Genomic DNA, 26477 nt, shown 5'->3' with positions numbered 1-26477 from the left:
CATTGCATAACGAATTAGAGAAGAGAAAAGAGGTGTCAACATGAAAGGTATCTTAGGTAGAAAGCTCGGAATGACTCAAGTATTTACCCCTGAGGGTGTTGTAATTCCTGTAACGGTTATCGAAGCAGGTCCTTGTGTTGTTCTACAAAAGAAAGATCTGGAAAACGACGGATACGAAGCGATCCAAGTTGGTTTCTCCGATAAGAAAGAGAACAGATCTAACAAACCAGAAGCAGGCCATGCGAAAAAAGCAAACACTGCGCCTAAGCGCTACGTTCGCGAAATTCGCGGTGTTGACCTCGCGAGTGTCGAGGTCGGACAAGAGCTGAAGGCTGATGTCTTCGCAGAAGGCGAATTTGTTGACGTAACGGGTATTTCCAAAGGTAAAGGATTCCAAGGCGTAATCAAGCGTTGGGGCCAAAGCCGCGGACCAATGTCTCACGGTTCCCGTTATCACCGTAGACCAGGTTCCATGGGTTCGATCCAGGCAAACCGTGTTCCTAAAGGAAAGCGTCTGCCAGGTCACATGGGCAATGAGACAGTTACGATCCAAAAGCTCGAAGTTGTTAAAGTCGACGCAGAGCGTAACGTAATCCTTGTTAAAGGCTCCATTCCAGGACCTAAAAAAGGTTTCGTTCAAATCAAAGAAACGGTGAAGAAATAATCGCCTAAAGAAAGGAGGAACAAACAATGCCTAAAGTAGCACTTTATAATGTCAGCGGTAGCCAGGTTGGCGAAGTAGAATTGAATGAAGCTGTATTCGGCATCGAGCCGAACGCTCACGTACTGCACAGCGCAGTATTGCTGCAGCGCGCTTCCCTTCGTCGTGGTACCCACAAAGTAAAAGGACGTTCTGAAGTACGCGGTGGCGGACGTAAGCCTTGGAAACAAAAAGGTACCGGCCGTGCTCGTCAAGGTTCGATCCGTTCTCCACAATGGAAAGGCGGCGGCGTGGTATTTGGACCGACTCCGCGCAGCTACACGTTTAAACTTCCTAAGAAAGTTCGTCGTTTGGCTATCAAATCCGCTTTGTCTTCCAAAGTGATTGACAACGCAATTATCGTATTGGATCAACTGACGCTGAACACGCCGAAAACGAAAGAGTTTGCTAACATCCTTAGCAACCTGAAAGTAGGCCGTAAAGCTCTGATCGTTGCTCCAAGCTATGATGATAATGTAGCCCTTTCCGCACGTAATATTCCTGGTGTGAAATTCGTAGCGGTTGACGGCATTAATGTTCTTGACGTACTGTCGTACGATCAACTGATCATTACGAAGGAAGCAGTTCAGAAGGTAGAGGAGGTGCTCGCGTAATGAAAGACCCACGCGATATAATCAAGCGCCCGGTGATCACGGAACGTACGGCTGACTACATGGCAGAGCTGAAATATGCTTTTGAAGTGGATATCCGTGCTAACAAGACCGAGATCAAGCAAGCTGTCGAATCTATTTTTAAAGTTAAAGTATCGAACGTGAATACGATGCGTGTCCCTGCTAAACCAAAACGTTACGGCCGTTATTCCGGTTACACAACCGAATGGAAAAAGGCAATCGTGACTTTGGCACCAGACAGCAAACCGCTCGAGTTCTTTGAATCGGTTGAATAAGAATTTCTTAAGTAAGGAGGGAAAATTCAGTGCCTATTAAAAAGTATAAACCGACATCCCCGGCTCGACGCAACATGTCCGTGTCGACTTTCGAAGAAATCACCACGAATCAGCCGGAGAAATCGTTGCTGGCTCCACTGAGCAAAACAGCTGGCCGCAACAACCAAGGTAAAATTACGGTTCGTCACCATGGCGGCGGACACAAACGTAAATACCGTATCATCGACTTCAAACGGAATAAAGACGGCATTCCAGGTCGCGTTGCTACAATCGAATACGACCCGAACCGTACTTCCAACATCGCTCTGATTCACTATGTAGATGGTGAAAAGCGTTATATCATCGCTCCTAAAGGTCTGAAAGTTGGAGACCAAGTAGTATCTGGAGTAGGTGCTGACATCAAGATCGGTAACGCGCTTCCTCTGGAAAACATTCCAGTAGGTACAGTTATCCACAACATCGAATTGAAACCAGGCAAAGGCGGACAATTGGTTCGTGCTGCTGGTACAGAAGCTCAGCTTCTCGGTAAAGAAGACAAGTACGTAACGGTTCGTCTTTCTTCCGGTGAAGTTCGTCGCATCCTGAAAGTTTGCCGTGCAACCATCGGTTCTGTGGGTAACCAAGACCATGAGTTGATCAAAATCGGTAAAGCAGGCCGCAGCCGCTGGCTCGGACAACGTCCTGAAGTACGCGGTGTCGTCATGAACCCTAACGATCACCCTCACGGTGGTGGTGAAGGCCGCGCTCCAATCGGACGTAAGTCTCCTATGTCTCCATGGGGTAAACCAACCCTTGGTGCTAAGACTCGTAAAAAAGGCAAAGCTTCTGACAAATATATCGTTCGCCGCCGCACGAAGTAATGCGCGCTTAAGTGCATAACTTCGTGTCAGGCCCGAAGGTAACGAGACAATTTGATGAAGGGAGGATTTCAATATGAGCCGTAGTTTGAAAAAAGGACCTTTTATTGACGGATATCTGCTCAAAAAAGTGGAGGATATGAACGCCGCAAGCAAAAAGGCTGTGATCAAAACCTGGTCCCGCCGCTCCACTATTTTCCCGCAATTTATCGGTCACACGTTCGGTGTATACGATGGCCGTAAACATGTACCTGTATATGTAACTGAGGACATGGTAGGACACAAGTTGGGTGAGTTCGCTCCAACCCGTACTTACAAAGGTCATGAAGACGATAAGAAAACAAGAAGATAATTAACGAAGCTCTTTGTTTGAGAGGAGGTTAAACATATGGAAGCAAAAGCACATGCTAGATCGATTCGTATTGCTCCTCGTAAAGCTCAACTCGTTGTTGACTTGATCCGCGGTAAGCAAGTCGGCGAAGCGATCGCAATTCTTCGTCACACTCCGAAAGCTGCATCTCCGGTTGTTGAGAAGCTTTTGAACTCGGCTATCGCAAACGCTGAGCATAACTACTCTTTGGATGTAACTAAATTGGTTGTGACGCAAGCTTATGTCAACCAGGGACCGACTATGAAACGTTTCCGCCCTCGTGCGATGGGACGTGCAAGCCGGATCAATAAACGCACCAGCCACATTACTTTGGTGGTAGCTGAAAAATAAGGAGGGAAAACGTGTGGGCCAAAAGGTAAATCCAGTAGGACTCCGTATCGGTATTATCCGTGATTGGGAATCCAAATGGTATGCAGGCAAAGATTTCGGTGATCTTTTGCTGGAAGACGTGAAAATCCGTGAATACCTGAAAAATAAATTGAAAGACTCCGCTGTATCCCGTATCGAAATCGAGAGAGCGGCTAATCGTGTGAACGTGACGATCCACACTGCGAAGCCAGGTATGGTTATCGGTAAAGGTGGTTCCGAAGTAGAAGTACTGCGCGGACAAGTGACTAAAATCGCCGGCGGTAAAAAAGTTCACATCAACATTTCTGAAATCAAGAACCCTGAACTGGACGCAATTCTTGTTGCTGAAAGCATTGCACAACAGCTGGAACGTCGTGTATCTTTCCGTCGTGCACTGAAACAAGCGATTCAAAGAACTATGCGCTCTGGAGCGAAAGGGATTAAAACATCGGTCAGCGGACGTCTTGGCGGAGCCGAGATTGCTCGTACGGAAGGCTACAGTGAAGGAACTGTTCCACTTCATACGCTTCGTGCAGACATCGACTATGGTACAGCAGAAGCGCATACGACTTACGGCCGTATCGGCGTGAAAGTATGGATCTATCGTGGAGAGGTTCTTCCTACGGCTAAGAAACAAGCTGCTCAGGAAGGAGGCAACTAATCATGTTGGTACCAAAACGTGTAAAACACCGCAAACAACAGCGCGGCCATATGAGAGGCCAAGCGAAAGGCGGTACTGAACTGAACTTCGGCGAATTCGGTCTGCAAGCTACAGAACCTGGCTGGATCACGAACCGTCAGATCGAAGCTGCTCGTATCGCGATGACTCGTTACATCCGTCGTGGCGGTAAAGTATGGATCAAGATTTTCCCAGATAAGCCGATTACTCAAAAGCCTCTCGAAGTGCGGATGGGTAGCGGTAAAGGTAACGTTGAGAAATGGGTTGCCGTTGTAAAACCAGGCAAGATCATGTTTGAACTTGGAGGCGTGTCCGAGGAAATCGCCCGCGAAGCGATGCGTCTCGCCGCTCACAAGCTGCCTGTAAAAACGAAGTTTGTGAAACGAGAAGAAGTGGGTGGTGAAGCAAATGAAAGCTAATGAACTGCGCAACTTAACCACTGCAGAAATCGAGCAAAAAATCGCCGGATTTAAAGAGGAACTCTTTAACCTCCGTTTTCAATTGGCCACTGGCCAGCTTGATAACCCGACTCGGATCCGTGACGTTCGCAAAGAAATAGCTCGTGCTAAAACCGTTATCCGTGAAAGAGAACTTGGGATTAGTTAATGAAATGGAACGTCATGTTCTGTATTCAGGAAGGAGGCTAACAAATGAGCGAAGAACGCAATGCTCGTAAAGTGCAAATCGGTAAAGTTGTCAGCGATAAAATGGATAAAACCATTGTTGTAGCTGTTGAAACTTATAAGAAGCATGACTTGTATCACAAACGCATTAAATACACGAAAAAATTTAAAGCGCATGATGAGAACAATCAAGCTCAAATCGGAGATACCGTTAAAATCATGGAAACTCGCCCTCTCTCCAAAGACAAGCGCTGGAGACTGGTAGAAGTGGTTGAAAAAGCGGTTATCATCTAAGATATGATCAGTTTTTGATGGAAGGAGGAAATTTAAATGATTCAACCATTTACACGTTTAGCTGTTGCTGACAACTCCGGTGCGAAGGAACTGATGTGTATCCGCGTATTGGGTGGTACTGGTCGTCGTACAGCTCAAATCGGTGATTTGATCGTATGTTCCGTCAAACAAGCAACACCAGGCGGCGTTGTCAAAAAGGGTGATGTAGTAAGAGCGGTAGTCGTTCGTACGAAGCGTTCTGTACGTCGTAAAGACGGATCTTACATCTCATTTGACGAGAATGCAGCTGTTGTTGTTAAAGACGACAGAAGCCCACGCGGAACTCGTATTTTCGGACCAGTTGCTCGCGAACTTCGCGAAAGAGACTACATGAAAATCGTTTCCTTGGCTCCGGAAGTAATCTAATAACACCCCAAAAAGTGACGTAACTTTTCGGGAACCCGATAAATAGTTGAACTGGCTAGTCATAGGAGGTGTAACGAATGCCTAAAGTGAAAAAAGTTCTGGAATCCCATAGCAACAAACTGCACGTGAAAAAAGATGATACAGTTATCGTCATCAGCGGTAAAGACAAAGGCAAAAAAGGCCGTGTCATCGCAGCGTACCCTCGTGAAAATCGTGTTTTGGTTGAAGGTGTGAACATGATCAAGAAGCACCAGAAGCCAAACCAAATGAACCCACAAGGCGGTATCATCGAGAAGGAAGCTCCGATCCATGTATCGAACGTTATGCACGTTGATCCGAAGAGCGGAAAAAGTAACTCGTATCGGTTACAAAGTACTGGACAACGGTAAAAAAGTTCGCGTAGCTAAAAGATCCGGAGAAGTTATCGATAAATAAGACGGTTTAGAAAGGAGGTCCTTGAATCATGGCAGCAAGAATGAAAGAGCGTTTTTTGAACGAAGTAACTCCTGCTCTGATGCAGAAGTTTAGCTATAAGACAGTAATGCAAGTACCAAAAATCGAGAAGGTTGTCATCAACATGGGTGTGGGTGACGCTGTAGCCAACTCGAAAGTGCTTGATTCCGCTGTGAACGACATGCAGCTGATTGCTGGTCAAAAACCGGTTATCACCCGTGCAAAGAAATCCATCGCGGGATTCAAACTGCGTGAGAACATGCCGATCGGTGTGAAGGTAACGCTGCGCGGTGAGCGTATGTACTACTTCCTCGACAAGCTGTTCAACGTTACACTTCCACGTGTACGTGACTTCCAAGGCGTGTCCACCAAAGCATTTGACGGACGCGGTAACTATACGCTCGGTCTGAAAGAGCAGCTCATTTTCCCTGAAATTGAGTATGACAAAGTGGATAAGGTTCGCGGTATGGACATCGTTATCGTAACGACTGCTAAAACCGACGAAGAATCCCGTGAACTGCTTGCTCAACTGGGCATGCCTTTCGCGAAATAAGACGGTTGTCCTTTTCTCCGAAACTATTTAGGAGGTGTCAGGCTAAGTGGCAAAAACTTCGATGAAAGTTAAACAACAACGTACACCGAAATTCAAAGTACGGGCATATACCCGTTGTGAACGTTGTGGTCGTCCACATTCGGTACTGCAGAAGTTTAAAATTTGCAGAATTTGTTTCCGTGAATTAGCTTATAAAGGCCAGATTCCTGGCGTGAAAAAAGCAAGCTGGTAAGAAGTTTATAAACGGGAAGGAGGTTTATCCTACATGACTATGTCCGATCCAATTGCAGATATGCTAACTCGTATTCGTAACGCGAACACGGTTCGCCACGAAACAGTAGAAATGCCTGCTTCGACGATTAAAAAACAAATCGCTGACATCTTGAAGCGTGAAGGCTTCATCCGTGATGCAGAGTTTGTGGAAGACAATAAACAAGGGATCATTCGTGTATTCCTGAAATATGGTTCCAACAACGAGCGCGTAATCACAGGTCTGAAAAGAATCAGCAAACCAGGTCTTCGCGTTTACACGAAGAGCAACGAAGTACCTCGCGTACTTGGTGGTTTGGGTATTGCGATCATCTCCACGTCTAAGGGAGTTATGACCGACAAAGAAGCTCGTCAATCCAAAGCTGGCGGAGAAGTTCTCTGCTACGTATGGTAATCAACGTCACAAGATAGGAGGTGTAATGAATGTCCCGTATTGGTCGTAAACCAATTGCTATTCCTAACGGTGTGGAAGTCACACTGGATAACACTGTAATCACTGTAAAAGGACCTAAAGGTACCTTGACTCGTGAATTGCATAAAGACATGCAAATTACAGTAGAAAACAACGAGATCAATGTTGTTCGTCCTTCCGACAACAAAACACATCGCTCTCTTCACGGCACGACCCGCAGCGTTGTCTCGAATATGGTCAACGGTGTAACTGAAGGATTCTCGAAAAACCTTGAGTTGGTTGGTGTCGGATACCGTGCAAGCAAATCCGGAGATAAAATCGTTCTGAACGTGGGTTACTCCCACCCAGTTGAAATTACACCGGAGCCAGGTATTGAATTCGACGTACCGGCTAACACGAAAATCACGGTTCGCGGTATCGATAAAGAGCGCGTAGGTGCATACGCTGCTAAGATTCGTTCCGTACGTGAGCCTGAGCCTTACAAAGGTAAAGGGATTAAATACGAAGGTGAACGCATTATCCGTAAGGAAGGTAAAGCTGGTAAGAAGAAGTAAGGTTAGCTGACTGGGGATCTACCTGGTTGATAACTTGCCTCTTCTCCCATACTTACCCGATGCGTCTAAAAGTGAAGCTCTTAAGGCAAAACTGAAGGGAGGAAATGGAAGCATGATCACGAAACAAGACAAGAACAAAGCTCGTCTGAAAAGACACCTGCGTGTCCGTAAGAAAATCCAAGGCACTGCAGAACGTCCACGTCTGAACGTGTTCCGTTCTTCGAAACACATCTATGCTCAATTGATCGACGACGTGGCTGGCGTGACTTTGGCATCAGCTTCTACGCTGGACAAAGAACTGGTTAACGACATCAAGAACGGCGGAAGCGTTGAATCCGCTCGTAAAGTCGGCGAACTCGTTGCAAAACGTGCAGCAGACAAAGGTTATAAATCGATCGTATTCGATCGTGGTGGATATTTGTACCATGGACGTATTCAAGCACTTGCAGAGGCAGCTCGCGAGGCAGGCCTTGAATTCTAAGATATTTTCAAAAGGAGGTAAACGACTTGCGTGTAGATCCTAACACTTTAGAACTGACTGAAAGAGTAGTAAACATTAACCGCGTTGCTAAAGTTGTAAAAGGCGGACGTCGCTTTAGCTTTAGCGCACTGGTAGTTGTCGGTGATGGCAAAGGTTGGGTAGGAGCAGGTATCGGTAAAGCAGGCGAAGTACCGGATGCAATCCGCAAAGGTATTGAAGATGCTAAGAAAAACCTGATTCACATTCCACTTGTTGGAACCACTATTCCTCACCTCGTAACAGGACACTTCGGAGCAGGCCGCGTATTGTTGAAGCCGGCATCTGAAGGTACTGGGGTTATCGCTGGCGGACCGGTTCGTGCAGTACTCGAGCTGGCTGGCGTAGGCGACATTTTGACAAAATCTCTAGGTTCTTCGAACTCCATGAACATGGTCAATGCGACTTTGGAAGGCTTGTCCCGCCTGAAGCGTGTTGAAGATGTTGCCAAGCTTCGCGGCAAATCCGTCGAAGAGCTGTTGGGTTAAGGAGGGAATCTCATGGCTAAACTTGAAATCACCCTCGTACGCAGCGTGATTGGTCGTCCAGAGGATCAGCGTGCAACCGTGAAAACACTCGGACTTCGCAAAATCAACCATTCCGTGGTTCAAAGCGACAATGCTGCAATTCGCGGAATGATCAAGAAAGTAAATCACCTGGTTTCTGTTAAAGAAATCGAAGGTTAATCCCGGGCAGTTTATCCCCGGACATATTAAGGAGGTGCAACGAACGATGAAGTTACATGAGCTGAGCCCAGCACCTGGATCCCGCAAAGAGCGCAAGCGCGTTGGACGCGGTACTAGTAGCGGTACGGGTAAAACGTCGGGTCGCGGTCACAAAGGACAAAACTCTCGTTCCGGCGGTGGTGTACGTCCAGGCTTCGAAGGTGGACAGAACCCATTGTATCGTCGTCTTCCGAAGCGCGGTTTCGTAAACCCAACTCGGAAAGAGTACGCGATTGTGAACATCGAAGAACTTAACAGCTTTGCAGCAGGTACTGAAGTGACTCCAGAAGTTTTGGTTGAGAGCGGTATTGTTAACAATACAAAGAGCGGAATCAAAATTCTTGGCAACGGTGAAGTTACCGTTTCTTTGACTGTAAAAGCTAATAAGTTTTCTCAATCTGCGGTAGAGAAGATCGAGGCTGCCGGCGGTAAAACCGAGGTGATCTAATGTTTAAGACCCTGAAAAATATATGGCGTGTCGAGGACCTTCGCAAGCGTATTTTGTTCACCTTATTCGTTCTGATCATCTTCCGTATCGGATCCTTTGTACCGGTTCCCGGTGTTAACAAGGATGTCTTTACCCAGACGAATCAGGCAGGCAATGAGTTGTTCGGTCTTCTTAACACGTTCTCGGGGGGCGCGTTATCGCAGTTTTCGATCTTCGCCCTTTCGATATTTCCATATATTACTTCGTCCATTATCGTGCAATTGCTGTCGATGGACGTCATTCCAAAGTTCGCGGAATGGAACAAACAAGGGGAACACGGGAAGAAGCAGTTGGCTCAAATTACTCGTTATGGTACGGTAATATTGGGTTTGATCCAGGCATTCGCAATGTCCATCGGGTTTAACCGTATATATGGCATGGATATGGTTCCTGGAGCAACGTTTATCGATTTCGTCGTGATCGCGATCGTTCTTACTGCAGGTACATCATTCTTGATGTGGCTCGGCGAACAGATTACGGAACGCGGAATCGGTAACGGTATTTCGATCATTATCTTTGCAGGTATCGCTGCTGGTATTCCGATGCACATTCGGACAACGATTGAATCGAACTTCATTCAGGATGGTCAGGTCTTCATGAACATTCTGAAGGGTGTCATCATCCTCTTGATTTTGGTTCTGATCATTACCGGTGTTGTATTCATTCAGCAAGGTATCCGTAAAATTCCGGTTCAATACGCGAAGCGTGTTGTAGGAAACAAAATGTACGGTGGACAGAACACACACATTCCGCTCAAGATTAACGGAGCAGGCGTTATTCCGGTCATCTTTGCGATGTCACTGCTGCAGTTTCCGGTTATCCTGGCCAGCTTCTGGGGACACCAGAATTGGGCGAAATGGGTTACGGCGAACCTGGCTTATGACAGCCCGCTTGGAATGGTACTGTATGTACTCATGATCATTGGTTTCACGTTCTTCTACACCTTCGTGCAGATGAATCCGAACCAAATGGCTGATAATATGAAGAAGAACGGCGGCTATGTGCCGGGCATTCGTCCTGGTAAAGCTACCGAGAAGTATCTGACCCGGGTTATGACCCGTCTGACCATGACAGGGGCTCTGTTCCTGGCCGTGATCTCCGTACTTCCGGTGTTCTTCGGATCACTTGCAGGTCTTCCTCGTACGGTTCAGATTGGTGGTACGTCCATCTTGATCGTGGTCGGTGTTGCACTGGATACGATGAAGCAGATCGAAAGCCAACTGATCAAACGTCATTACAAAGGTTTTATCAATAAATAGGCGATAGGTTCCGGCGAGTGGTCTGTATCGCTTCCCGGCGCCTATTGTGTTGTTCTTGCTAGTCAATCTAGGGGAGGGAGTGACGTAAGGTGAACATCTTATTCATGGGTCCTCCTGGGGCAGGAAAAGGAACGCAAGCAGAAAACATCGTGAATGAATTCGGTATTCCTCATATTTCAACGGGCGATGCATTTCGTCTCGCGATCAAACAAGGAACTCCCATCGGGATTAAAGCGAAGGAATTCATGGATCAGGGTCTGCTGGTACCGGATGACGTAACGATTGGTATTGTGGAAGAGCGTCTGCAACAGTCCGATTGCGAAAAAGGTTTTTTATTGGACGGCTTTCCAAGAACCCTTTCGCAAGCGGAAGCGCTGGATGACATTCTCGCCCGCTTGAATACTGGTCTCGATCACGTCATCAACCTGAAAGTGGATCGGGAGAAGCTTCTGGCCCGCCTAACCGGCCGCCGGATTTGCAAAAACTGCGGTTCGACTTATCATGTGATCTTTAATCCTCCTAAACAGGAAGGCATTTGTGATAAATGCGGCGGCGAATTGTACCAGCGCTCCGATGATAACGAAGAGAGCGTCGGCATTCGTTTAGACGAATATATCAACAAAACAGCACCACTCCTCACGTTTTATGAGAACAAAGGTCTTTTGCGTCAAATCGATGGTGATCAGGAAATCGACGCGGTTTCATCACAAATTGCGTCTATACTGAGAGGTTAAGTATAATGATCATTTGTAAATCCGAAACGGAACTGAGCTTGATGAGAGAAGCAGGAAGGATCGTGGCGGAATGCCACAAACTCCTTGCCGCTCATGTTGAACCGGGCATTACGACCGGGGAACTGGACCTGATGGCCGACAAGTTCATTCGAAGCCAAGGCGCTGTGCCATCTTTTAAAGGCTACAACGGATTTCCTTCCAGCATTTGCGCATCAGTCAACGAAGAATTGGTGCATGGATTTCCAGGCAAACGCAAATTGATCGAGGGCGATATCGTTACGTTTGATATCGGCGCGCAATACCAGGGTTACCATGGTGACTCGGCATGGACCTACGCTGTAGGAGAAATTTCCGAAGAGGCCCAGCGTTTGCTGGACGTTACGGAAGGATCGCTCTATGCTGGAATTGCGCTAGTCAAACCCGATGTCCGCTTGTTTACAATCTCTCATGCCATTCAGCGTCATATCGAGGATGCAGGTTTCTCTGTCGTCCGGGAGTACGTTGGTCATGGCGTGGGTACCGATCTGCATGAGGATCCGCAAATTCCGAACTATGGCATTCCTGACCGCGGACCAAGACTCAAACCGGGCATGGTGCTCGCGATTGAGCCGATGGTCAATGCCGGGAAACGGCATGTCAAGACGCTGGAAGACAACTGGACGGTTGTTACGGTTGACGGCTCACTATGTGCTCACTTCGAGCATACGGTAGCAGTCACGCCGGATGGCATGGAAATTTTGACGAAGCTGCCGGAATAGGGTGATGACATTGAATCATGAAATCACGCTTCAACCCGGTCAGATTGTTAAGATACTGAAGGGCAGAGATGCCGGACAGTATGCCGTTATCGTTTCGATTGAGGACAGCAGGTTCGTGTGGATCGCGGATGGGGACAAACGCAAGTTTGACGGGGCCAAGAAGAAGAATGTTCTTCATCTTGAACCTCAATCCTACATTAGCAGTGAAGTGGTAAACAGTTTGCAAGAAAGCGGTCGGGTTACAAACGGTAAACTGCGTTTCGCACTTGGCCAATTTGTATCCGATAAATCCAAGGCAGATCAGAAAGGAGACTAACTGTGGCTAAAGAAGATGTCATTGAAGTCGAAGGAACGGTCATCGAGCCGTTGCCGAATGCTACCTTTAAAGTCGAGCTGGAGAATGGTCACCAGATTCTCGCTCATGTTTCCGGAAAGCTGCGGATGCACTTTATCCGTATCCTTACAGGAGACAAAGTGGTTGTTCAACTCTCGCCGTACGATTTAACCAAAGGTCGTATCACGTACCGTAAATAGATTCAAGGTTCCCCCGGGGAATCAAGGAAAGCTGCGAAGCGGTTTTACTGACGTAAAACTCAGCAGCGGTAACAAACTACTTTAGTTTCGAAGCTGGTTTTACAACGTAAAACTTGGAGGAGGTAATTAGCATGAAGGTAAGACCTTCTGTAAAGCCTATTTGCGAAAAATGCAAAGTCATTCGCCGCAAAGGGAACGTAATGGTTATCTGTGAAAATCCGAAACACAAACAAAAACAAGGTTAAAGAAGGGGGTGTAGCGTAAAATGGCTCGTATAGCTGGTGTGGATTTGCCACGTGACAAACGCGTTGAGATCGCCTTGACTTACATTTTCGGAATCGGTAAAACGACTTCCCAGAAAGTATTGAAAGAAACTGGAATCAATGCAGACACTCGTGTCCGTGATTTGACAGAAGATGAAGTCAGCAAATTGCGCGAAACGATCGATGGTATGGTTAAGGTAGAAGGTGACCTGCGTCGTGAAATTTCCTTAAATATTAAACGTCTCACGGAGATCGGTTGCTACCGCGGTATTCGTCACCGTCGTGGATTGCCTGTTCGTGGTCAACGTACTAAAACGAATGCTCGTACACGTAAAGGTCCTCGTCGTACCGTAGCGAACAAGAAGAAATAAGAAAGGGGGATAATAGACAATGGCTAAACCAAAAAAAGTCGTACGTACTAAACGTCGTGACCGCAAAAATATTGAAAGTGGCGTGGCTCATATCCGCTCCACGTTCAACAATACAATCGTAACGATTACGGATCCTCACGGAAACGCGATTTCTTGGGCAAGCTCCGGCGGCCTTGGATTTAAAGGTTCCCGTAAGTCGACCCCGTTCGCTGCGCAAATGGCTGCTGAAACAGCTGCCAAAGCGGCTATGGAACACGGTATGAAAGCGGTGGAAGTCATGGTTAAAGGTCCTGGTGCTGGTCGTGAAGCAGCAATTCGTTCCCTGCAAGCAGCAGGTCTCGAAGTGAACCTGATCAAAGACGTAACACCAATTCCACATAACGGATGCCGCCCACCAAAACGTCGTCGCGTATAATGAAGTCATCCTGTTAATGTGGTATAAATCCGTTGCAATCTGCTAATAATGGTTGTTTAGGCATACTACTACATGGATTACTGGATAAGATGACAGTTTCATATAGGAGCGACGTTTGAAGGAGGGGTACTTGCGTGATTGAAATCGAAAAGCCGAAAATTGAGACCGTTGATGTCAATGAAGAAGGAACCTATGGGAAATTCGTTGTTGAGCCTCTAGAGAGAGGATATGGCACGACGCTGGGGAACTCGCTTCGCCGCATCTTGTTATCCTCACTCCCGGGTGCAGCCGTCACATCGATTCAAATCGATGGCGTGCTTCATGAATTCTCCACGATTCCGGGTGTCATGGAAGACGTGACCGAGGTCATCCTGAACCTGAAAGCTTTGTCTCTGAAAATTCATTCCGATGAAGAGAAAGTGTTCGAGATTGATGCGGAGGGTGAAGGGGTTGTTACTGCTGGTGACATCCGTGCGGATAGTGATGTGGAGATTCTGAATCCGGATCTTCATATTGCGACGCTGGGCCCTGGTGCAAGACTTCATATGCGTATTTTTGCCAGTCGCGGTCGTGGCTATGTCCAGGCGGATCGGAACAAACGCGATGACCAGCCTATCGGCGTCATTCCCGTCGATTCGATCTACACTCCGATTAGCCGTGTTAACTACGGCGTGGAAAATACGCGTGTTGGCCAAGTAACCAACTACGACAAACTGACGCTTGAAATTTGGACGGATGGCAGCATCCGCCCAGAAGAAGCCGTTAGTCTCGGCGCGAAAATCTTGACTGAGCATCTGTTCCTCTTCGTGGGTCTGACCGACGAAGCGAAGGATGCGGAGATCATGGTCGAGAAAGAAGAAGACAAGAAAGAAAAAGTGCTTGAAATGACGATCGAAGAGCTGGATCTTTCCGTTCGTTCCTACAACTGCTTGAAACGTGCCGGCATTAATACGGTACAAGAGCTGACTACGAAAACCGAAGAGGATATGATGAAAGTCCGGAACCTCGGACGCAAATCCTTGGAGGAAGTTCAAGAGAAGCTCGAAGAGTTGGGCCTGGGACTTCGTACGGAAGAATAACAGATTCGGCTTAGCTTAGCAAAGGAGGGAAAAACACATGGCATACCAAAAGTTGGGCCGCGATTCCAGTGCGCGTAAAGCGTTGTTCCGTGACCTGGTAACCGACCTTTTCTTATATGAGCGTATTCAAACGACTGAAGCCAAAGCGAAAGAAGTTCGTTCGATCGCTGAGAGACTGATCACAAAAGCAAAAAAAGGTGATCTGCACGCTCGTCGTCAAGTAGCTGCATTCGTGCGTCGTGAAACGGTTGACGGTGAACAAGATGCAATCCAAAAATTGTTCTCCGAAATCGCTCCTCGCTACGTAGAGCGTCCAGGCGGATACACGCGTATCCTGAAACTGGGTCCTCGTCGTGGTGACGCAGCTCCAATGGTTTATTTGGAACTGGTAGATCGCGCGTAATTTCGTTTTGTTCCATTGAAGTGACTGAAGTTATGTATGCCCGGCTCATCAGATGTTTATTCTAGGGGCCATGAACGGGAAGTGGTGCGAGATATAGTCGATCATTTGGTTCGACTCGTCTCGACTACTCCATGGGCTACGATAACGGGGACCTTCTAGTCATGTGGCTGACTCGAAGGGTTCGGCTTAACATGATGAAAAGGAGCTCCTATGGGGCTCTTTTTTTGATAGATATGGAACTCATGAGTTATCAGCGAAGCTGATGAGGTTCTAAATCGCAAGTTTCGTTGCGGAATCATTCGATGAAAGCACGCAGGAGGCAAGCAATGCGTAATCTTCTGATGAAGGTCAGTTACGACGGTACCGATTATAACGGCTTTCAGACCCAGCCCGGTGGCCACACGATTCAGGACTATTTGGAGGAAGCCATTCGCCGCTTGTCCGGAGAGCAGCTCAAGATTACGGCTTCCGGCCGGACAGATGCCGGGGTGCATGCCCGCGCCCAGGTATTTAATTTTTACACGGCTTCCCCCATTCCCGTGGAGCGTTGGTGCATGGCATTAAACACTTGGCTGCCGGAAGATATCGTGGTTTCGGATGCAATGGAGGTACCGATGGAATTCCATTCCCGCCATGCAGCGAAACGCAAAACCTATCGTTTTACCATCAATGCGAATCAATATCCGGATCTATTCAACCGGCGGTACCAGATCCATCATCATGGAAAACTGGATATCGCAGCGATGGAGCAGGGACTTTCTCATCTGATCGGAACGCATGACTTTACAACGTTTGCGTCACGAAAGTCGACGAAGCCGTCCCATGTCCGTACGATTTTTGATGCTTGGATCGAGAAGGATACATCCATGTGCCGTCCAGGCACCAGAGATCAAGGAATCATTCATACGTTCATATCCGGGAACGGGTTTCTGCAGCACATGGTCCGGATCATTATGGGAACGTTGATTGAGGTAGGGGAAGGCAAGCGCCATCCGGATGATATGAAGGTCATATTGGAAGCCCAAAATCGGGCGGCAGCCGGTCCCACAGCGATGGGCAAGGGCTTGATGTTATGGGAAGTGGATTACGATATCGCCGGCCAAGAGAAGCTGCAATGACTGACGCGATACGTGCCACGCAGACGGCTGTTCCCCAAAGAACCGGAAAGCGTTCGGGATGCGTTTGGCGGCTTGTTTGAATCAAACCGCAGGGTGTAAGCTAGAAAAGCAAAAAACACTTGCGGAAGTGGGCGTAATCCTGTATTATATAAGTTGTGTTTTCTTAACGGCTCTCCCACAGCCCCGGTTAAGAGAATGCCAATAGCAAGACAGCAACACCATGAAAATGCTTTACACATGAACGAAGATAAATGATGAAAATTAATGATGATTTTCGGACGAATACAAGGAGGAACTATACATGCGTACCACCTATATGGCGAAGCCAAATGAAGTTGAGCGCAAATGGTACATCGTTGATGCCGAAGGCAAAACGCTTGGCCGTTTGGCAAGTGAAGTTGCGGCTCTGATCCGCGGCAAACATAAGCCTCAATTCACTCCACATGTTGACACAGGGGATTTCGTGGTTGTTATCAACGCCGAGAAAATCCACCTCACTGGCAAAAAGATGGAGAACAAGAAATACTATCGTCACTCCCTGCATCCAGGTGGATTGAAAGTAACTTCAGCTCAAGACCTGATTGCTAAATTCCCAGAGCGTGTAATCGAAAGCGCGGTTCACGGCATGCTTCCTAAAACTCGCATGGGCGAGAAAATGAAGCTGAGACTGAAAGCATACGCAGGCACGGCACATCCACATGAAGCACAAAAACCAGAAGTTTACGAACTTCGCGGTTAATTAAAAAGGAGGACAGTTTCATGGCACAAGTACAATACTATGGGACAGGTCGTCGTAAACACTCGGTAGCACGTGTACGCCTCGTACCGGGTGAAGGACGCATTGTCATCAATAAACGTGATATCAATGAATATTTCGGTTTGGAAACACTCAAACTGATCGTTAAACAACCTTTGAATCTGACAGAAACACTGGGCAAATATGACGTGCTTGTCATCGCTCACGGTGGCGGCATCTCCGGTCAAGCTGGAGCAATCCGTCACGGTATCTCCCGTGCTCTTCTGAAAGCAGATCCTGAATTCCGTCCTTCTCTGAAAAGAGCTGGATTCCTGACTCGCGACCCTCGTATGAAAGAACGTAAGAAATACGGTCTTAAAGCAGCTCGTCGCGCGCCTCAGTTCTCCAAACGTTAATATTCGATTTACCAAGCCCTTGGCCATTACGGTCAAGGGCTTTTTTGTGGTGTCTGAAAGCATAATTCTCGAAGCATAGGTCTCCCGGTTATGGCAACACACCGTCCTCTGCACGAAGTCTGTCTACTGTGTTGGAAAAGTGGACAAGACAATTGTAGTCAGGTTGTCCACAAAGATATGCACATCATGGTGAGCACATTAGGGATACGTTCGCGTGTTTTGGGGCATGTTGTTCACATCATGTGCACAGGTTGAGGATAGAAAGAATGAAGCTGGCTTCCGAGCATGATCATCTGACATCGTTAACCACTTGACTTCATATGTAAATAGAGATATATTATTAATTGCAAATTAATTAAGCACTTAAATAATTAATATTTAATCATTAATTAGATAAGTAATTTCTTGGAGCAGTAAGGGGTGATATGGTTGGATCGCAATGAAGAGATTTTTAAGGTGTCGTCGATGTTCCGGGCGCTGCTGAAGAACATTTCTCAAGAATGGAACAAGTCGAGCGCCGGGAAATACAATTTAAGTTTCCCTCAATTTCAGGTGCTGTATGTATTAAAGATGAGAGGACCTCTAAAGGTCTCGGAGCTTGCTGAAGTTTTGTCTTTGACGCCGCCGGCTATAACCGGACTGACGGATAAATTGGTTGCAGAAGGATATCTGCAGAAAGAACGCGCCGAGGATGACCGCAGAGTTGTCAACATCACGCTCTTGGAACCGGGGCTTGAGATCATTAAGAAAGTGAAGAAGGATCAAAAAGAAATGATCCAGGGATTTTTTGACTTCCTCTCAGAGGAAGACATTCAGCATTTAAGAAGAATCTTCTCCTTGATGCTGTCAAACATAGATAAAAACAATCACAACGGGTAGAGGTGGAGCATGGAGCATTTAACGCTTAAACGTAAAGTTTCGATTATGATCGCGATCATGGCTGCGATGTTCTTCGCAGCCATTAACCAGACGATAACAAGCACCGCGATGCCGCGGATTATCGCCATTCTCGATGGCATGGATTATTATACATGGACCATCAACATTTATTTGTTAACATCAACGATCGCTACCATACTGGTTGGCAAGCTGTCCGACATGTTCGGACGTAAGCCGTTTATAATGATAGGTATATTGTTTTTCATGTTAGGGGCTTTCCTGACGGGTACTTCAACAGACGTGTATCAGTTTATCATTTATCGCGGTATTCAAGGTATCGGTGCCGGCATTATCCAGTCAACGGCATTTATGTCGGTCGGGGACTTATTCCCGCCGCGGGAACGTGGTAAATGGATGGGCCTGATGACGGCGGTATTCGGTTTTTCCAGTGTCCTGGGTCCTACGCTTGGCGGTTACCTGGTCGATAACATTGAATGGCGCTGGTTATTCTGGATCTTCCTGCCGCTGGGCGTCGTTGCCTTTATCATGATCATGACATTGTTCCCTAAGGTCGAACGCAAACCGGGTCAATCCATCGATTATTTGGGCTCCTTATTCCTGACAACGGCCATCGTTCCGTTGCTGCTTGCCTTTTCTTGGGCAGGTACGGAATATCCTTGGGGATCGCCGGAGATTATCGGTCTCATAGCGGCTTCGGTCGTATCGGCCATCATCTTTATATTTGTTGAGACAAAGGCCAAGGAACCGGTTTTGCCGCTGAGTTTGTTTAAGAACAGCGTCGTTACGGTTTCCAATCTGATTGGATTCATTATGAACTTCGGTTTGATGGGCGCGATGATTTACATCTCGTTCTACGTGCAGGGCGTACTCGGCATTTCGCCTACCTATGCCGGGTATGTAACGATTCCGATGTCGGTCTTCATGATGGGAATGAGCGCCGTCGTGGGCCAGCTGATCGCGAAGAGCGGCAAGTACAAACGTTACGCGCTGCTTGGCGTACCGATCATGATTGTGGGCATGGGTATCATGGTATTCATGGATAACCTGTGGCTGACCGTGGTCAGTACCATCATTTTCGGTGTCGGTCTTGGTTTGGGCATGCCGGTATTCTCGCTGGCCACGCAAAATGCGGTATCGCACAAAGAGCTTGGCGTAGCGACGGCTTCTTCCCAATTGTTCCGTAATCTTGGCGGTACGATCGGTATCGCGGTTATGGGTACGGTTATGTCGAATAACCTGACGAAGAATTTGAAGGATGCACTTCAGTCGGAGAGCGCGCCTGACTTCAGCTCCTTGGATCCGCAGATGGCCCAGCAGATGCTATCGTTCGCGAATCCGCAGACGCTGATGAATAAGCCGTTGATCGAACAGACGCAAGCAAGCCTTCCTGCAGATGTGCAGCCATTATTCCTGCAGATGATAGACAGCATTCGCGATGCGCTCGGAAATACGCTATCCATGGTATTCCTTACCGGGATGCTGGTGCTTGTGGTCGCATTGCTGCTCGTATTCTTCTTGAAGGAAATTCCGCTGCGGACAACGAATCAGGCATCGGCTCCCAAGTCCGAGGATTCGGAAGGAAAAAGTGCCGGTGCAGGCATGAGAGCCAAAGAGGTATCCGTAGCATCGGAGTAAGGTCCAAGACTTGTCATAATGTTTGGAAAATAGAATAGAGAGAAGCCCCTTCCTGCTTGCGCAGGAAGGGTTTTTTCGTTTTTTATGGTAACGATTTGATGGTTGACATTTATTAGGAATGTTTTATACTGTATTTAATTCATATTATTTCAGTAGGATTATCGGGATTAATGAAAAATGGGGGAGGCATCCAATCATGAATTTGCTGGAGAAAGAAGATCTGATCAGAGTGCAAGCTGAAGAGCTTGAGCACGCATCGGCTGAGGAAGTCATCGAATATGCTATCAAGACGTTTCCTAACATAACGTTTGCTTGCAGCTTTGGAGCAGAAGATGTGGTATTGGTCGATATGATTCAGAAGATCAGTCCGTCGACGGATATTTTTTATCTGGATACCGACTTTCATTTCAAGGAGACATATGAAACGCGGGATCGTATGGCAGAACGTTATGGGCTGGAATTTGTGCGCGTATCTCCGCTCATCACGCCGGAAGAGCAAGCGGCTCAGCATGGCGAAGCATTATGGAGCGTCAGCCCGAACGAATGCTGCAACATCCGCAAGGTAGAGCCGTTGACCCGGATTCTGTCTCAATACGAGGCTTGGATCACAGGCATACGAAGAGATCAAGCCCCTACCCGGGCGAACTCGAAGAAGATTGAATATGATACCAAGTTCGGTTTGGTGAAGTTCAATCCGATCGCGGGCTGGACGAGTGAGGATGTGTGGAATTACATCCGCACGAACGAGATCATCTACAACCCGCTGCATGATCAGAATTATCCGAGCATTGGCTGCGAATACTGCACGCGGCAGGTCATGCCGGGAGAAGATCCACGTGCAGGACGCTGGTCCGGGCATGAGAAGACGGAGTGCGGGCTTCATAAATAAACAGATAAGAACCACTTGCCTTATCACAGTTGCAGCATAAGAAGGAGGAATTATTCATGACAGCCATACTCCCTCATGGCGGTACGCTGGTACAGCGGGTAGCCCAAGGAGAAGAACGTGAAGCTTTGTTGAAGCAGGTTGACACCTTTCATAAGATCCCTGTAAACGCCTGGAGCATTTCGGACTTGGATCTAATCGGGGTCGGAGCATTTTCGCCATTGCAGGGATTTCTGAACGAGCAGGACTACAAATCGGTCGTTTCCAATATGCGTTTATCTGACGGAACGGTGTGGAGCATACCGGTCACGCTGGCCGTAGATGAAGACACGGCGGCGAAGCTCGTAGTCGGCGAGAAGGCGGCGCTTGTAGGAGAAGAAGACGGCGTCGTTTATGGCGTCATCGATGTCGAGAGCGTCTACCAGGTCGATCAGCAAGTCGAGGCTGTACAAGTATTCAAGACCGATGATCCGGAACATCCAGGCGTGAAAAAGCTTTTGGAACGACCTGCGACGTATGTTGGAGGTCCGATTCAAGTATTGAATCGTCCACAGCCGGAACGTTTTGGCGAGTTTTATTTTGATCCGGCAGAAACACGCGCACATTTTAAAGCCAAGGGCTGGAATACGGTTGTCGGCTTTCAGACCCGAAATCCGGTCCACCGTGCACATGAGTACATTCAGAAAAGCGCAATGGAAATCGTAGATGCGCTATTCCTCAATCCGCTCGTGGGAGAGACCAAATCGGATGACGTTCCTGCCAACGTGCGGATGAAGAGCTACCTCACCTTGCTAGAGAACTATTACCCCGCGGATCGTACCTTCCTGGGCGTATTTCCGGCTGCCATGCGTTATGCAGGCCCAAGGGAAGCCATATTCCATGCCATGGTTCGTAAAAATTATGGATGCACTCATTTTATCGTGGGCCGGGATCACGCCGGAGTCGGCGATTACTACGGCACTTACGAGGCACAGGAAATTTTCAAGAATTTCACTGCGGAAGAGTTAGGCATTACCCCGCTGTTCTTCGAGCACAGCTTCTTCTGCACAACGTGCGGAAACATGGCCTCGAGCAAAACATGCCCGCATCCTAAGGAGGACCATCTGACCTTGTCGGGAACGAAGGTTCGCGGCTTGCTTCGCGAGGGGCAGTGCCCGCCGCCGGAATTTACGCGCCCGGAAGTTGCGCAAGTACTGATCGAAGGCATGAAAGAGCAGATCACGGTATAACGAAGGCATAAATAACCACCTTGTCCCATATGATGGAGTAGAACAACTCATGGGACGAGGTGGTTTTGTTATGTCCAGGCGGAGAACGGACAAGGTTACGGTATGGATATCGTTGAAGAGAATCAAACAAACCCTGATTGGTGCCGTACTACTGGCACTGCTCATTATCGTAGTGACGTACGAAATCCCCTCTGCCAAAACGTCCAATACCTGGAGCCTGCCGCTTGCCGGCAAAGTCATTGCCCTTGATGCAGGCCATGGCGGGCCAGACGGGGGAGCAGTAAGCCGCCAAGGCGTCATAGAGAAGGATGTAAACCTGGCCATCACCTTGTATCTACGTGATTACTTGCAGCAAGCAGGCGCGCTTGTCATTATGACAAGAGAAGGAGACTACGACCTGGCGGCGGAAAGCACCAAGGGATATTCCAAGCGGAAAACGGAAGACCTCAAACAACGCGTGCGGATGATCGAGGACAGCAAGGCCGACCTGTTTATCAGCATGCATCTGAACAGCATTCCGTCCAATCGGTGGAGAGGCGCGCAGACCTTTTTCCCGCCGAATAACGAGGACAGCAAGAAACTTGCCGAATTGATCCAAGCTGAAATTAGGCATAACCTGGAGAATACGCAGCGTCTGGCCAAAACGGACGACAAGATATATTTGCTCCAAGCCCTGCGCATGCCATCCGCCCTGGTCGAGGTCGGTTTCTTGTCCCACCCGCAGGAATCCGAATTGCTTCGGGACGAGAAATACCAGAGGAAGGTCGCAGCTTCCGTGTATAACGGCATTTTGCGGTATACCTCCGGAGAGTCCATCAGCGAGTCGTCACAAGCTGCAGAGTAATGGTATAATAGACACGAATAACGAAACATTGTCTATTCCATTACATAGAGCAGAGGTGCTTATATGCTGACTAGAGAAACGGTACAGGAGATACTCCAGCCTTTACGTGATCCCGAAACCGGGAAGAGCCTGATGGAGCTCCAGCGTATTCGAGATATTGTAGTCAAGGAACGCACGGTTCGACTATCCGTGACGTACAGCAGCGAAGATGTACGCGCTTCCCTGGAAGCGCAGATCAGAGAAATTCTGGAGGCGATGGGGGCAGAGGATATTCATATCCGCATGCGTCCCCTGGACAATGCCTCAAACCAAGCGAACCGCGAGGAAGCCAACGATCGCGACAAGCTGACAAAAGGGCATGCTGCCGGCATGGAGCAGAATACGCTTCTAAGCGAACAATCCGGCGTTCATTTCATTGCGATCGCAAGCGGCAAAGGCGGCGTCGGCAAATCCACCGTTACGGTGAATTTAGCCGCAGCTTTGGCCCGACAAGGGAAGAGGGTCGGTCTGATCGACGCGGATATTTACGGATTCAGCGTGCCGGACATGATGGGTATTGAGGAAGGGCCCTCCGTAACCGAAGACGGCGTCATTCACCCGGTTGAGCGCTTTGGCGTCAAGGTCATGTCGATGGGCTTCTTCATCCGTGAGAACAGTCCGGTGATTTGGCGCGGACCGATGCTTGGCAAAATGCTGCGTCAATTTTTCACCGATGTCGCTTGGGGGGATTTGGACTACATGCTGCTTGATCTGCCGCCAGGAACCGGTGACGTGGCGCTGGACGTGCATCAGATGATTCCGCAGAGCAAAGAGATCATCGTAACCACCCCGCATGCTACGGCGGCGTTTGTTGCCGCCAGAGCGGGTGCGATGGCCTTGCAGACCGATCATGAAATTCTAGGCGTCGTCGAGAACATGTCCTATTATGTCTGCTCCCATGGCGGTGAGAAGGATTATGTGTTCGGTCGTGGAGGCGGAGGCAAGCTTGCCGAGACGCTTCATACGGAGCTTCTCGCGCAGCTTCCGTTGGGGGCCCCGGATAATCACCCTTCGGAGCCGGATTTCTCGCCATCGGTTTATAAACCGGGGACCGAGAGCGCAGCGATTTACGAAGAGATCGCCTCACGAATCGCGGCTAAGCTTGAAGGATCCGTTTAAGACCAACTCATAATATGACGAAACAAGCTCCCTCTGCAGGGAGCTTGTTCTATTTTTCGGAATGGATGCTTTAACCGCCGCCGCCGCCATCACCGCCGCCTTCTTCCCCGCCGCCGCTTTCACTGCTACCTTCACCGCCGCCACCGCCTTGCTCTTCTTGGCCTTGTCCCTCGCCTTGTTTTTTCTTTTCCACTTTAGGCTGAAGTTCATCTTTCACGACCGTTTTGAGCAGTTCCAGAACCTCCATGCGGAACAGCGGATTTTGCATAGCTTCCTGCATCACGGTCATGGACTGTTTGCGATAGTCCGGCGTATTGGTCAATTCAAGAAACGATTTCATCACATCCGGTGATTTTAACATATCCTGAATAGCCTTTTGATACGTAGGGTCCTTGATCAGCTGCATATGCAGCCGCTTGCTCTCGGAATTAATGGCTTTGGCAAAATCGCCGGCGAATTGCGGATCGGTCATGATCTTCTCAATTTCCTTCTTATATTCATCCGACACCAGCGTATCCTTAACAGCCATCCGAATTTGATCGCCAGATTGGGCGGACATCATCCGCATTCCCATTGAGCCTCCGCTGCCTGAGGAACCGCCGGCTCCGCCCCCCATCGCTTCTTCCACCGCTTTTTTGCCTTCGTCGGTTTTCAGAATGTCGACCACCATAGACTTGATTTCTTTATAGCCAAGCTGCGGGGACGAGCTTTGTTCTACGCCACAAGCGGTAAGCACCATGGCAGCAACGAAGACGATAATACATAAACGAAATAACGGCCACTTCATTACCGTTGTCCTCCTTTTTTCGCAAGAAAAATCCTTCTGCGTGCGGTCTGTCTTTTCGTGAAAGTAAGTTGAATGTCATTTTTCTTACGGGTCTTCGCATAGTATGCGATGGATTTGCAGAAATATGTCGGATTCAGAATGGTTTTTTATTGTGAACGTTGGTAAAATAATGATCTGTGGGGGTGGAAGTTAGTTGAGCTTACGTAAGTGGTCCAAATTGTTTTTGAAAACGCTGCTCGTCGGGGCAGTGGCGGCATTGATCGTAGGTCTGGTCCTGCAGTTGTTTAATGGCGCTATCGAGTTCACGGGAATGGCCGATTTATTGATATACCCGCTGATTTTGTTAGGCTCTGGGGCGCTGGTGAGCGTATACTCCCAGATGGGCTTTTTTGCATACCTGACGTTAAATTATATGGGGATTGGCATATTCCGAAGAAAGACTTGGCAATACATTCAGATCGTGTTGGCTGTACTGGCATTGCTGGAGCTGATGTTCTTCCGTACGTTTGTCGGCGGATCCACCAGCCTGCAGCAGGATTTGATTCTGGGTATCTCCATACTGGTCATTGCCATTGTCGTTGCTTACCTCAAAGTAAAGAGCACAAATGCCAACGCATGGATCCCGACGCTGTTCTTCATGATGGCCATTTCCATCGTAGAGATTATCGGCGTGCTGCAAATCGGAGTGAGCAACGCCACGATTTTTATGGTTGTACCGTTGCTGATCTGTAATGCATACCAGATTCTGACGCTTCATAAAGTTACACAAGACGAAAAAAAGAGCTAACGCCTTAGCTCTTTTTTTGTTAAGCATTATTTAATGTTAAGGGTCTTCATGAGTCATAGCCCGCCTGCGTCTTCGATGCTCTTCTGCAATGAAGCGTGATCGCGGACCTCGGTGCCTTGGGTGCTGCCCTGTTGAAGCAGATCGGTGACCGTGACGAACTCGTAGCCTTGATTGCGAAGTTCCTTGATGATGAGAGGCAGCGCTTCATGGGTTTGCTTCACCGAATCGCTGGCGTGCATCAGCACGATATCTCCCGGATGGGCTTTGGAGACGACGCGATCGACGATTTTCTCGACGCCGATGTTCTTCCAATCCCTGGAGTCGGTATCCCACTGGATCACCGTGTAGTTCAGGCTTTGGGCGATGCTGAGGACTCTTTTGTCAAAATCCCCGTTCGGCATCCGTATCAATTTGGGTTCTTGTCCGGTCATTGCGGTTAAAATAGTGTGTGCCGAAGAAATCTGCTTGCGTATTTCCTCGTCGGTGAGCGTGCTGTAATTATCGTGCTTGAAGCCGTGGCTCCCGATTTCATATCCGCTTTCCTTGATGGCATTCACGATATCGGGATGCGTTTTGCTCCATGGCGCAGACAGGAAGAAGGTTGCCTTTTGAACTCCATTGTCCTTTAAGGCCTGTAAAATGGGCTCTGCGCGTTTTTCGCCCCAGCTGATGTCAAAGGTCAACGCAATCTGTTTCTTGTCCGTAGACACGCTGTAAATCGCTGACGGGTTGTCCTCGGAGAAGACCGAGATGTTGTCACTCTCCACATAAATAACGCCGATTCCAAAGATCGCCGCGGCAAGAACGAAGAAAAACCGCTTAATCTTTCTGCCGTTGAATACATAAAAAGAATTCATAATACGTGCGCCCCTCTCCCTTCAGTGTGCAATAGCTTGTTTACTTTCAACATATGCTCGTACTTGCGAGTTATACCAATTTAGGAGGTTCTCGAATGTTACGTTTTAGCATTTTTCTTAGAGATTTAAGATC

At 48.2% G+C, this 26477-nt stretch carries 42 protein-coding genes and 1 pseudogene (1 of these 43 only partly in view); 41 read left to right on the top strand and 2 right to left on the bottom strand.

Going from position 1 to position 26477, the window contains the following annotated elements:
- The first annotated feature begins 40 nt into the window (after nt 1-40).
- The 39 genes and pseudogenes from rplC to P0X86_RS29485 all read left to right on the top strand — a co-directional run bounded on the left by rplC (nt 41) and on the right by P0X86_RS29485 (nt 23913).
- Nucleotides 41-664, top strand: coding sequence for a 50S ribosomal protein L3 (rplC, locus tag P0X86_RS29675; RefSeq protein ID WP_009589211.1), 624 nt, complete (start codon nt 41-43; stop codon nt 662-664).
- Between the two features lie 26 nt (nt 665-690).
- Nucleotides 691-1314 (top strand): 50S ribosomal protein L4, encoded by a 624-nt coding sequence (gene rplD, locus P0X86_RS29670; protein ID WP_277747137.1) that lies wholly within the window; start codon nt 691-693, stop codon nt 1312-1314.
- Entirely contained in the window at nt 1314-1607 is a 294-nt protein-coding gene (gene rplW, locus P0X86_RS29665) for a 50S ribosomal protein L23 (RefSeq protein ID WP_006212919.1), read from the top strand. Before rplD ends, rplW begins: the two co-directional genes overlap by 1 nt.
- 29 nt (nt 1608-1636) lie before the next feature.
- A complete protein-coding gene (rplB, locus tag P0X86_RS29660; protein WP_009589218.1) occupies nt 1637-2467 on the top strand; it encodes a 50S ribosomal protein L2 in 831 nt (276 codons plus the stop codon).
- A 73-nt stretch (nt 2468-2540) separates the two neighbouring features.
- Nucleotides 2541-2816 (top strand): 30S ribosomal protein S19, encoded by a 276-nt coding sequence (rpsS, locus tag P0X86_RS29655; RefSeq protein ID WP_006212917.1) that lies wholly within the window; start codon nt 2541-2543, stop codon nt 2814-2816.
- A 36-nt stretch (nt 2817-2852) separates the two neighbouring features.
- Complete coding sequence (gene rplV, locus P0X86_RS29650; RefSeq protein ID WP_015737624.1) at nt 2853-3185, top strand: 50S ribosomal protein L22; 333 nt, start codon at nt 2853-2855, stop codon at nt 3183-3185.
- Nucleotides 3186-3198: 13 nt separating this feature from the next.
- The gene (gene rpsC, locus P0X86_RS29645; protein WP_006212915.1) at nt 3199-3864 is read left to right on the top strand and encodes a 30S ribosomal protein S3; all 666 of its coding nucleotides are present in this window, start codon (nt 3199-3201) and stop codon (nt 3862-3864) included.
- 2 nt (nt 3865-3866) lie between these two features.
- The gene (rplP, locus tag P0X86_RS29640) at nt 3867-4301 is read left to right on the top strand and encodes a 50S ribosomal protein L16 (protein ID WP_009589221.1); all 435 of its coding nucleotides are present in this window, start codon (nt 3867-3869) and stop codon (nt 4299-4301) included.
- Nucleotides 4291-4488 carry a 50S ribosomal protein L29 gene (gene rpmC, locus P0X86_RS29635; RefSeq protein ID WP_007132561.1) on the top strand — a complete coding sequence of 66 codons (198 nt, stop codon included), beginning with the start codon at nt 4291-4293 and terminating at the stop codon, nt 4486-4488. The genes rplP and rpmC overlap by 11 nt, the downstream gene beginning before the upstream one ends.
- 44 nt (nt 4489-4532) lie before the next feature.
- Nucleotides 4533-4799, top strand: coding sequence for a 30S ribosomal protein S17 (rpsQ, locus tag P0X86_RS29630; protein WP_009589223.1), 267 nt, complete (start codon nt 4533-4535; stop codon nt 4797-4799).
- Between the two features lie 36 nt (nt 4800-4835).
- Nucleotides 4836-5204 carry a 50S ribosomal protein L14 gene (rplN, locus tag P0X86_RS29625; RefSeq protein ID WP_006212911.1) on the top strand — a complete coding sequence of 123 codons (369 nt, stop codon included), beginning with the start codon at nt 4836-4838 and terminating at the stop codon, nt 5202-5204.
- A 77-nt stretch (nt 5205-5281) separates the two neighbouring features.
- A pseudogene (gene rplX, locus P0X86_RS29620) lies at nt 5282-5639 on the top strand (50S ribosomal protein L24).
- 28 nt (nt 5640-5667) lie between these two features.
- Nucleotides 5668-6210 (top strand): 50S ribosomal protein L5, encoded by a 543-nt coding sequence (rplE, locus tag P0X86_RS29615; protein WP_007132558.1) that lies wholly within the window; start codon nt 5668-5670, stop codon nt 6208-6210.
- 46 nt (nt 6211-6256) lie between these two features.
- The gene (locus P0X86_RS29610; RefSeq protein ID WP_013312154.1) at nt 6257-6442 is read left to right on the top strand and encodes a type Z 30S ribosomal protein S14; all 186 of its coding nucleotides are present in this window, start codon (nt 6257-6259) and stop codon (nt 6440-6442) included.
- Nucleotides 6443-6475: 33 nt separating this feature from the next.
- Complete coding sequence (gene rpsH, locus P0X86_RS29605) at nt 6476-6874, top strand: 30S ribosomal protein S8 (protein ID WP_006212908.1); 399 nt, start codon at nt 6476-6478, stop codon at nt 6872-6874.
- Between the two features lie 29 nt (nt 6875-6903).
- Nucleotides 6904-7446 (top strand): 50S ribosomal protein L6, encoded by a 543-nt coding sequence (rplF, locus tag P0X86_RS29600; protein ID WP_071221018.1) that lies wholly within the window; start codon nt 6904-6906, stop codon nt 7444-7446.
- Nucleotides 7447-7558: 112 nt separating this feature from the next.
- Nucleotides 7559-7927 (top strand): 50S ribosomal protein L18, encoded by a 369-nt coding sequence (gene rplR / locus P0X86_RS29595; RefSeq protein WP_009589217.1) that lies wholly within the window; start codon nt 7559-7561, stop codon nt 7925-7927.
- A 26-nt stretch (nt 7928-7953) separates the two neighbouring features.
- The gene (gene rpsE, locus P0X86_RS29590) at nt 7954-8451 is read left to right on the top strand and encodes a 30S ribosomal protein S5 (protein ID WP_009589212.1); all 498 of its coding nucleotides are present in this window, start codon (nt 7954-7956) and stop codon (nt 8449-8451) included.
- A gap of 12 nt (nt 8452-8463) precedes the next feature.
- Nucleotides 8464-8649, top strand: coding sequence for a 50S ribosomal protein L30 (gene rpmD / locus P0X86_RS29585; protein WP_006212904.1), 186 nt, complete (start codon nt 8464-8466; stop codon nt 8647-8649).
- 46 nt (nt 8650-8695) lie between these two features.
- On the top strand, nt 8696-9136 hold the full coding sequence (gene rplO, locus P0X86_RS29580) for a 50S ribosomal protein L15 (RefSeq protein ID WP_006212903.1): 441 nt from the start codon (nt 8696-8698) through the stop codon (nt 9134-9136).
- Complete coding sequence (secY, locus tag P0X86_RS29575) at nt 9136-10434, top strand: preprotein translocase subunit SecY (RefSeq protein ID WP_277747136.1); 1299 nt, start codon at nt 9136-9138, stop codon at nt 10432-10434. Before rplO ends, secY begins: the two co-directional genes overlap by 1 nt.
- Before the next feature lie 89 nt (nt 10435-10523).
- Nucleotides 10524-11168: an adenylate kinase gene (locus P0X86_RS29570; RefSeq protein WP_009589204.1), complete on the top strand. Its 645-nt coding sequence runs from the start codon at nt 10524-10526 to the stop codon at nt 11166-11168.
- Nucleotides 11169-11173: 5 nt separating this feature from the next.
- Nucleotides 11174-11926 carry a type I methionyl aminopeptidase gene (gene map, locus P0X86_RS29565; RefSeq protein WP_277747135.1) on the top strand — a complete coding sequence of 251 codons (753 nt, stop codon included), beginning with the start codon at nt 11174-11176 and terminating at the stop codon, nt 11924-11926.
- A gap of 4 nt (nt 11927-11930) precedes the next feature.
- Complete coding sequence (locus P0X86_RS29560) at nt 11931-12242, top strand: KOW domain-containing RNA-binding protein (RefSeq protein ID WP_015737620.1); 312 nt, start codon at nt 11931-11933, stop codon at nt 12240-12242.
- Nucleotides 12243-12244: 2 nt separating this feature from the next.
- On the top strand, nt 12245-12460 hold the full coding sequence (infA, locus tag P0X86_RS29555) for a translation initiation factor IF-1 (protein ID WP_006212898.1): 216 nt from the start codon (nt 12245-12247) through the stop codon (nt 12458-12460).
- A 131-nt stretch (nt 12461-12591) separates the two neighbouring features.
- Nucleotides 12592-12705, top strand: coding sequence for a 50S ribosomal protein L36 (gene rpmJ, locus P0X86_RS29550; RefSeq protein WP_003333770.1), 114 nt, complete (start codon nt 12592-12594; stop codon nt 12703-12705).
- A 20-nt stretch (nt 12706-12725) separates the two neighbouring features.
- The gene (rpsM, locus tag P0X86_RS29545) at nt 12726-13094 is read left to right on the top strand and encodes a 30S ribosomal protein S13 (RefSeq protein ID WP_006212897.1); all 369 of its coding nucleotides are present in this window, start codon (nt 12726-12728) and stop codon (nt 13092-13094) included.
- A gap of 19 nt (nt 13095-13113) precedes the next feature.
- Nucleotides 13114-13509 carry a 30S ribosomal protein S11 gene (rpsK, locus tag P0X86_RS29540; protein WP_009589209.1) on the top strand — a complete coding sequence of 132 codons (396 nt, stop codon included), beginning with the start codon at nt 13114-13116 and terminating at the stop codon, nt 13507-13509.
- A gap of 134 nt (nt 13510-13643) precedes the next feature.
- The gene (locus P0X86_RS29535; protein WP_006212895.1) at nt 13644-14588 is read left to right on the top strand and encodes a DNA-directed RNA polymerase subunit alpha; all 945 of its coding nucleotides are present in this window, start codon (nt 13644-13646) and stop codon (nt 14586-14588) included.
- Nucleotides 14589-14625: 37 nt separating this feature from the next.
- A complete protein-coding gene (gene rplQ / locus P0X86_RS29530) occupies nt 14626-14991 on the top strand; it encodes a 50S ribosomal protein L17 (RefSeq protein ID WP_009589203.1) in 366 nt (121 codons plus the stop codon).
- A 326-nt stretch (nt 14992-15317) separates the two neighbouring features.
- Nucleotides 15318-16109, top strand: a complete 792-nt coding sequence (gene truA / locus P0X86_RS29525) for a tRNA pseudouridine(38-40) synthase TruA (protein WP_192570481.1) — start codon at nt 15318-15320, stop codon at nt 16107-16109.
- 301 nt (nt 16110-16410) lie between these two features.
- Nucleotides 16411-16848, top strand: a complete 438-nt coding sequence (gene rplM / locus P0X86_RS29520; protein WP_009589234.1) for a 50S ribosomal protein L13 — start codon at nt 16411-16413, stop codon at nt 16846-16848.
- Nucleotides 16849-16868: 20 nt separating this feature from the next.
- Nucleotides 16869-17261: a 30S ribosomal protein S9 gene (gene rpsI / locus P0X86_RS29515; protein WP_006212891.1), complete on the top strand. Its 393-nt coding sequence runs from the start codon at nt 16869-16871 to the stop codon at nt 17259-17261.
- A gap of 429 nt (nt 17262-17690) precedes the next feature.
- Nucleotides 17691-18140, top strand: a complete 450-nt coding sequence (locus tag P0X86_RS29510) for a MarR family winged helix-turn-helix transcriptional regulator (RefSeq protein WP_096777170.1) — start codon at nt 17691-17693, stop codon at nt 18138-18140.
- A 9-nt stretch (nt 18141-18149) separates the two neighbouring features.
- Nucleotides 18150-19796, top strand: a complete 1647-nt coding sequence (locus P0X86_RS29505; RefSeq protein WP_096777169.1) for a DHA2 family efflux MFS transporter permease subunit — start codon at nt 18150-18152, stop codon at nt 19794-19796.
- Between the two features lie 196 nt (nt 19797-19992).
- Nucleotides 19993-20685, top strand: a complete 693-nt coding sequence (locus tag P0X86_RS29500; RefSeq protein ID WP_277747134.1) for a phosphoadenylyl-sulfate reductase — start codon at nt 19993-19995, stop codon at nt 20683-20685.
- A gap of 56 nt (nt 20686-20741) precedes the next feature.
- Nucleotides 20742-21911: a sulfate adenylyltransferase gene (gene sat / locus P0X86_RS29495; protein ID WP_015737616.1), complete on the top strand. Its 1170-nt coding sequence runs from the start codon at nt 20742-20744 to the stop codon at nt 21909-21911.
- Nucleotides 21912-21981: 70 nt separating this feature from the next.
- Nucleotides 21982-22755 (top strand): N-acetylmuramoyl-L-alanine amidase CwlD, encoded by a 774-nt coding sequence (gene cwlD, locus P0X86_RS29490; RefSeq protein ID WP_009589216.1) that lies wholly within the window; start codon nt 21982-21984, stop codon nt 22753-22755.
- 63 nt (nt 22756-22818) lie between these two features.
- Nucleotides 22819-23913, top strand: a complete 1095-nt coding sequence (locus P0X86_RS29485) for an Mrp/NBP35 family ATP-binding protein (protein WP_015737614.1) — start codon at nt 22819-22821, stop codon at nt 23911-23913.
- 70 nt (nt 23914-23983) lie between these two features.
- Here the strand turns inward: P0X86_RS29485 and gerD are convergent, their stop codons facing one another.
- Complete coding sequence (gene gerD, locus P0X86_RS29480; RefSeq protein ID WP_213580997.1) at nt 23984-24700, bottom strand: spore germination lipoprotein GerD; 717 nt, start codon at nt 24698-24700, stop codon at nt 23984-23986.
- 193 nt (nt 24701-24893) lie between these two features.
- Between gerD and P0X86_RS29475 the strand changes: the two genes are divergently transcribed.
- Nucleotides 24894-25487, top strand: a complete 594-nt coding sequence (locus P0X86_RS29475; protein ID WP_096777166.1) for a KinB-signaling pathway activation protein — start codon at nt 24894-24896, stop codon at nt 25485-25487.
- 53 nt (nt 25488-25540) lie between these two features.
- On the opposite strand, the gene pdaB is transcribed toward P0X86_RS29475, so the two are convergent.
- A complete protein-coding gene (gene pdaB, locus P0X86_RS29470) occupies nt 25541-26344 on the bottom strand; it encodes a polysaccharide deacetylase family sporulation protein PdaB (protein ID WP_277747133.1) in 804 nt (267 codons plus the stop codon).
- 95 nt (nt 26345-26439) lie between these two features.
- Between pdaB and P0X86_RS29465 the strand changes: the two genes are divergently transcribed.
- Nucleotides 26440-26477: the 5' portion of a stage II sporulation protein M gene (locus P0X86_RS29465; protein ID WP_009589220.1), read on the top strand. Its footprint extends 571 nt past the window's final position; the window shows 38 of its 609 coding nt (coding positions 1-38); it begins with the start codon at nt 26440-26442; its stop codon lies off the right edge, out of view.

The sequence above is a fragment of the Paenibacillus sp. BR1-192 genome, from assembly GCF_029542445.1.
GTDB lineage: Bacteria > Bacillota > Bacilli > Paenibacillales > Paenibacillaceae > Paenibacillus_AQ > Paenibacillus_AQ lautus_A.
The sequence above is the reverse complement of the archived record's forward strand: the minus strand, read 5'-3'. Positions and strand labels throughout refer to the sequence as shown.